This is a genomic window from Flavobacterium esculini (genome assembly GCF_048284325.1).
Lineage (GTDB): Bacteria > Bacteroidota > Bacteroidia > Flavobacteriales > Flavobacteriaceae > Flavobacterium.
Genome location: NZ_JBLVPI010000019.1, coordinates 85,940 through 92,465 on the forward strand (window position 1 = coordinate 85,940; position 6,526 = coordinate 92,465).

A 6,526-nucleotide genomic window follows, 5' to 3' on the forward strand; every position below is an offset into this window, starting at 1 on the left:
GCTGTACTTGAAGAAGTAATGTGATTATAAAATTCGTTTCTAGGTTTAGTTGAATTTTCGTTTATCGAACCATTTGTCATTAAGAGAAAAACCAACACTGAAATTAGCATAATTCTCTTGAATCAAATTTGCAGTTGTAGTTCCTCTCTTCCCTAATTCAAAACCTAAATTTATATTAGAAAAACTACCCGTAATTGGCAAACCTAACCCAAAAGTCAAACCCATATCATTTATAGATTCCGAATTAATCATTAGACCTGTTTTCTCATATTTAAGTCCCCCTCTGTAAACAATTCTTTTTGCATAATTTGAAAATGAGTTGTAATTAGGAATATAATACCCCCCTAAACTAACGCTACCATATCTCCCATACCCTACATTACTTGCTTTATTATAACTATTTTCCTGCCCTGAAGTTTTTTGGTACGAAATTTTACCTCCAACAAGCCATTTTTTCGCCTCTCCAATTCCAGCAGCAAATGATATTTTGCTAGGCAATTTTACATCCATTTCTGTTTTTTGATCCGCAAGTGCATCTATAACACCAACACTAAATTCTGAATTATACACTACAGTAGCAATACTTCTGGTGTTTTGAGAAGTTAAATTTCCTTCAACGGTATAATTTAAACTAGAGTAAACGGTTAATTTTTTATTTATTTTAGTTTGGTACATCGCTCCAATATTAAAATTCACACCAGATAAATCTGCGGTATTTAATTCGCGAGTCCCCACCGGAACATTCGTAAGAAATTCTAAACTATTGGTTTCAATTTTACCAAAATTATAATGCACATCAGCACCAATACTGAAATTAGGAGCTACTTTATAACCTGCTCCTAAAAAAACTTTATTCAAACCACCAGTTCCGCTTAAACGTCTGTTTGTTGCTCCGTCTTCTGAAGAGAATGACTCAATTTTATACCCTACAGAAGAATAAGGAATCAATCCAAACCCTATTCCCAATTTACCTAAAGGCAAACCAACAGCCAAATAATCTAAAGTTGTTCTGCGAGTGCTTGCTGATCCGGAATTACTTTTTAAGTTTTTTGTCCCATAAGTCCCTCCTAAAGAAAAAGTAGTTAATTTTAGGTTTGAATAACTGGCTGGATTTTCTAAATTGATATGAACACTGTCCTGCTCAACCGCTACACCTGCCATAGAACGATTTTCGAGTGTTCCTTTGAATCTTATATCTCCAATTCCATAAAAAGAGTAAGGTGATGAAGTTCCTTCTTGAGCAAAGGATATAAGTGAAAAAAGCAAACAGGCGCTTATTAGAAGTTTTTTAATCATTTTTGATTTTATATTGAAATGTTTGGTTCAAACTTTCTAAAAGAAAATTTGAATTGGCAAATATGGTATTTTTTAATCGTTTAGCCAAAAAATCTGTGTCTCCACCCGTTAAAATTATTATAAAATTTGAATACCGTGCGCTATATTCATCGATGAAACCGTCGATCTCGTAGACTAATCCATTCGCCACACCAGAATGAATGGACTCAGAAGTTGATTTCCCAATCAAATCCTTGGGGTTCTCTAAAGTTAACAAAGGCAATTTCGCAGTATAATTATGTAATGATTCATATCGCAACCGCAATCCTGGTGCTATTGCTCCACCTAGATAATTGTTGTTTTCATCTATAAAATCAAAGGTAACGCAAGTTCCTGCGTCAATCACCAATCGATTCTGATTTGGAAACTGAAGCGTTGCCCCAGCAGCAAGAACCATTCTGTCAATTCCTAAAGTTTTAGGAGTAGCATAACAATTAATAAAAGGAAAAGGACCTTCATGGGATATAAAATGTACTTTTAAATCATTTTCAAACTCCAAAAACGACTGTTTTTCAACATCTCCAACAGACGAAACGACTAAATCAGCAATTTTTTTATATTTTTTTAAAATATTTTGAATATTTTTTTGGAGTTCCTTTCTAACAAATACAAAATTATTAACGAGTATATCACCCTCAAAGACAGCAGCTTTAATTCTGGTATTTCCGACATCAACAGCTAGAATCATATTTTATTTTTTGATCTTGCGAAGATACGAATTGATTTTTTTTAAAAATTGTTTTGGATAAACTAAAAATCATCCTATATTTGCACCCGCAATAGCGAGGTACCTTAGCTCAGATGGTAGAGCAATGGACTGAAAATCCATGTGTCCCTGGTTCGATCCCTGGAGGTACCACAAAACCCGAATAGAAATATTCGGGTTTTTTGTTTTTAAATCCCATTTTTTAAATGCATCATCTTTATATTCTTTATTCAAAATCAGCCACTAAATTCTATATTGGAGAAACACATAACATCGACGAGAGAATTATAAAACACAATCAACATTCCTACTCAGAATCCTTTACAAAAATTGCCAATGATTGGGAAGTAGTTTTGTTATTTAATTGCTTGGACAGAGAAGAAGCCACTTTTCTGGAAAAATTTATCAAGAAAATGAAAAGTAGAGTCTTTATTGAAAAAATCATCAATAACCCCTCTATTTTGGAAGATATTCTCTCTAAAAGAAAATAACAGGTGTCCTTGGTTCTCCCGATCCCGAAGCTTCGGGACGGGACTGGAGGTACCACAAAACCCGAATAAAAATATTCGGGTTTTTTTGTTTTTAAATCCTAATTTTTAAATGCATCATCTTTATATTCTTTATTCAAAATTAGCCACTAAATTCTATATTGGAGAAACACATAACATTGACGTTAGAATTATAAAACACAATCAGCATTCCTACTCAGAATCCTTTACAAAAATTGCCAATGATTGGGAAGTAGTTTTGTTATTTAATTGCTTGGACAGAGAAGAAGCCACTTTTCTGGAAAAATTTATCAAGAAAATGAAAAGTAGAGTCTTTATTGAAAAAATCATCAATAATCCCTCTATTTTGGAAGATATTCTCTCTAAAAGAAAATAACAGGTATCCTTGGTTCTCCCGATCCCGAAGCTTCGGGACGGGACTGGAGGTACCACAAAATCCGAATAAAAATATTCGGGTTTTTTTGTTTTTAAATCCTAATTTTCAAATGCATCATCTTTATATTCTTTATTCAAAATTAGCAACTAAATTCTATATTGGAGAAACACATAACATTGACGTTAGAATTATAAAACACAATCAGCATTCCTACTCAGAATCCTTTACAAAAATTGCCAATGATTGGGAAGTAGTTTTGTTATTTAATTGCTTGGACAGAGAAGAAGCCACTTTTCTGGAAAAATTTATCAAGAAAATGAAAAGTAGAGTCTTTATTGAAAAAATCATCAATAATCCCTCTATTTTGGAAGATATTCTCTCTAAAAGAAAATAACAGGTGCCCTTGGTTCTCCCGATCCCGAAGCTTCGGGACTGGAGGTACCACAAAACCCGAATAGAAATATTCGGGTTTTTTGTTTTATTACTCCTCCGCAAAAATCACTTTTTTTTAAGATTTCTCTACAAATTTTGCATTTGATCAAAAAAATTATTCGAAAAATCGAATAGGTATGATATATTTGTTAATTAACTATAATCAGAAAGTGGTCTTGCAAATTAAAAAAATGACAAAACTACAGGATGAAACTAACCAAAATAATTTTAAATTTTTTAATCTTTATGGAACAAATTATCAAAGACACTACCGCTAATCCAGCGCCATTAGGCCTTTTCGGCTTCGGAATGACCACTATTTTATTAAACATTCACAATGCAGGATTCTTCGAACTCAATGCTATGATTATGGGAATGGGAATATTTTTTGGAGGTATACAGCAAGTTATTGCCGGTATTATGGAATGGAAAAAAGGAAATATTTTTGCAATGTCGGCTTTTACTTCCTATGGATTCTTCTGGTTATCACTTGTAGCCTTATGGATACTTCCCTTGTTAGGGCTAGCAAAACCTGACGGTACTTCAATGGGCTTTTATTTGGGAATGTGGGGATTATTCACCTTAGCTTTTTTTATAGGTACCCTTAATGGAAACACTATAGGAAAACTTATTTTTGGCTCTCTAGTGGTCTTATTTATCCTATTGTCTGTCGCTAGTTTTACCGGAAATGAAAACATTCATACCATTGCTGGTTATGAAGGAATTTTATGTGGTTCTTTTGCTTTTTATGAAGCCGCAGCATTAATCATCAATGATAAATTAGGTAGACAAGCATTGCCATTATAAAAACGGCATTGGATAGCAACAATAATAACGAAATACCTATACTTAATACTGCATAGGTATTTCTAACAAAATCGTCAGATGCTTTCGTGATTATGTTTCACAGTATCTCGGTTTAAAAGCATTTAGGTGTTATTCCCTAATGATTCAATCCGATAATTCAAAAAGGAAACAAACATATCAATACATTTATTTTTGATAGACCACCCATAACATTAAAAATCTCAAATCATTTAATTTAGACCCAACGGGTTATCAAAAACATGAGTCGCTATAAAATAAACAATTTAGAAGAATACTTTAAAGAGTATAAGAAATCAGTTCGTGAGCCCAGAAAATTCTGGGACAAAATTGCTGCTGAGAACTTTACGTGGTACCAACAATGGGATAAAGTTGTTGATTTTAATATGGCTGAAGCCGAAGTAAAATGGTTCACAGGAGCTAAAGTAAATATTACTAAAAACTGTATCGACAGGCATCTTACCAAAAAAGGAGATAAAACTGCGATAATTTTCGAGGCTAATGATCCAAAGGAAGAAGCATTGCATATTTCCTATAATGAATTGCACCAACGTGTTTGCAAAATGGCAAATGTGTTGCGGGAGCAAGGCATAAAAAAAGGAGATCGTGTTTGTATTTATTTACCCATGATTCCTGAATTAGCCATCACCACTTTGGCTTGTGCTAGAATTGGAGCCATCCATTCGGTTATTTTTGCAGGATTTTCGGCTTCAGCAGTAGCCGCCAGAATAAATGACAGCGACTGTAAAATGGTCATCACCTCAGATGGAGGTTATCGCGGTAACAAAACTATTGATTTAAAAGGGATTATTGATGAATCGTTAGTAAATTGCCCTAGTGTTTCAAATGTTTTGGTGGTAAAAAGAACTAATACTTCAATCAACATGAAAGAAGGTCGTGACCAATTGTTGCAACCTCTTTTAGATGAAGCTTCTGACAACAATGTTGCTGAAATCATGGATTCCGAAGATCCGTTGTTTATTCTTTATACTTCAGGCTCTACCGGAAAACCTAAAGGAATGGTACATACCACTGCAGGATATATGGTTTATACCGCCTACACATTCAAGAACGTTTTTAACTATGAAGACAATGATATTTTTTGGTGTACCGCTGATATAGGTTGGATTACAGGGCATTCCTATATTCTTTATGGCCCATTATTGAATGGTGCCACAACGGTTATTTTTGAAGGCGTTCCCTCCTATCCTGACTTTAGTCGTTTTTGGGAAGTAATCGAAAAACACAAAGTAACACAATTCTATACTGCTCCAACAGCTATTCGTGCTTTGGCAAAAGAAAGTATCGACTATGTTCAAAAATATCCTTTAAAATCTCTCAAAGTAATTGGTTCCGTAGGAGAACCCATTAACGAAGAGGCTTGGCACTGGTATAATGACCATGTTGGAGATAAAAGATGTCCCGTTGTGGATACATGGTGGCAAACCGAAACCGGAGGAATCATGATTTCACCAATTGCCTTTGTAACCCCAACGAAACCAACATATGCTTCTTTACCATTACCTGGAATTCAACCGGTATTAATGGATGAAAAACGAAATGAAATAGAAGGCAACCAAGTAACCGGGAGTTTATGTATTAAATTTCCTTGGCCTGGAATCGCCAGAACCATTTGGGGAGACCATCAACGATACAAAGACACTTACTTTTCTACCTTTCCAGGAAAATATTTCACCGGCGACGGCGCTTTGCGTGATGAAGTAGGCTATTACAGAATTACGGGTCGGGTAGACGATGTGGTTATCGTTTCAGGGCACAACTTGGGAACTGCTCCAATTGAAGACGCCATTAATGAGCATCCGGCAGTTGCCGAATCAGCGATTGTAGGATTCCCACATGATATCAAAGGTAATGCCTTATATGGCTTTGTAATACTAAAAGAAAGTGGTGAATATCGAGACAGAGAAAATTTGACCAAAGAAATTAATCAACAAATATCTAACAGCATTGGACCAATTGCGAAGCTGGATAAAATTCAGTTTGTTTCCGGTTTACCAAAAACCCGCTCGGGTAAAATCATGCGTAGAATTCTACGTAAAATAGCCGAAGGAGATTATTCAAATTTTGGAGACACCTCAACATTATTGAATCCGGAAATTGTCGAAGAAATCAAAAATGGCAAAATTTAATTTTTAGTTTTATTATGTCAATAAGCGGCTTCATTAGTGAGGCCGCTTTTTTTATAAATAAGAGAAGCTGTCTTTTTTGAACTGCCCCCAAATAATTAGACATTATCTGGGGGTATTTTTATGGAAAGAAAAGTCAGTTACAATTATGAATTTAAACTTCGCTGTGTAAATGAAGTTTTAAAAAATCGTCAAT

General features: G+C 34.5%; 7 protein-coding genes and 1 tRNA gene. 6 read left to right on the forward strand and 2 right to left on the reverse strand.

Features of this window, described 5'->3' with window-relative positions; translation table 11 throughout:
• Positions 1-45: 45 nt before the first annotated feature.
• Together ACNQGG_RS15395 and ACNQGG_RS15400 are read right to left on the reverse strand one after the other, a co-directional pair.
• Positions 46-1,296 (reverse strand): BamG family beta-barrel-assembly machinery protein, encoded by a 1,251-nt coding sequence (locus ACNQGG_RS15395; protein WP_417965430.1) that lies wholly within the window; start codon positions 1,294-1,296, stop codon positions 46-48.
• Complete coding sequence (locus tag ACNQGG_RS15400) at positions 1,289-2,023, reverse strand: type III pantothenate kinase (protein ID WP_417965431.1); 735 nt, start codon at positions 2,021-2,023, stop codon at positions 1,289-1,291. Before ACNQGG_RS15400 ends, ACNQGG_RS15395 begins: the two co-directional genes overlap by 8 nt.
• A 98-nt stretch (positions 2,024-2,121) precedes the next feature.
• On the opposite strand from ACNQGG_RS15400, the gene ACNQGG_RS15405 reads away from it, so the two are divergent.
• The 6 genes from ACNQGG_RS15405 to acs all read left to right on the forward strand — a co-directional run bounded on the left by ACNQGG_RS15405 (position 2,122) and on the right by acs (position 6,333).
• Positions 2,122-2,194 (forward strand) — tRNA-Phe (locus ACNQGG_RS15405).
• A 53-nt stretch (positions 2,195-2,247) separates the two neighbouring features.
• On the forward strand, positions 2,248-2,532 hold the full coding sequence (locus ACNQGG_RS15410) for a GIY-YIG nuclease family protein (RefSeq protein ID WP_417965433.1): 285 nt from the start codon (positions 2,248-2,250) through the stop codon (positions 2,530-2,532).
• A 109-nt stretch (positions 2,533-2,641) separates the two neighbouring features.
• Complete coding sequence (locus ACNQGG_RS15415) at positions 2,642-2,926, forward strand: GIY-YIG nuclease family protein (RefSeq protein WP_417965435.1); 285 nt, start codon at positions 2,642-2,644, stop codon at positions 2,924-2,926.
• A 109-nt stretch (positions 2,927-3,035) separates the two neighbouring features.
• Positions 3,036-3,320 (forward strand): GIY-YIG nuclease family protein, encoded by a 285-nt coding sequence (locus tag ACNQGG_RS15420; RefSeq protein WP_417965435.1) that lies wholly within the window; start codon positions 3,036-3,038, stop codon positions 3,318-3,320.
• 284 nt (positions 3,321-3,604) lie between these two features.
• Positions 3,605-4,165, forward strand: coding sequence for an acetate uptake transporter (locus ACNQGG_RS15425; RefSeq protein WP_417965437.1), 561 nt, complete (start codon positions 3,605-3,607; stop codon positions 4,163-4,165).
• Between the two features lie 260 nt (positions 4,166-4,425).
• The gene (acs, locus tag ACNQGG_RS15430) at positions 4,426-6,333 is read left to right on the forward strand and encodes an acetate--CoA ligase (RefSeq protein ID WP_417965439.1); all 1,908 of its coding nucleotides are present in this window, start codon (positions 4,426-4,428) and stop codon (positions 6,331-6,333) included.
• Positions 6,334-6,526: the final 193 nt, after the last annotated feature.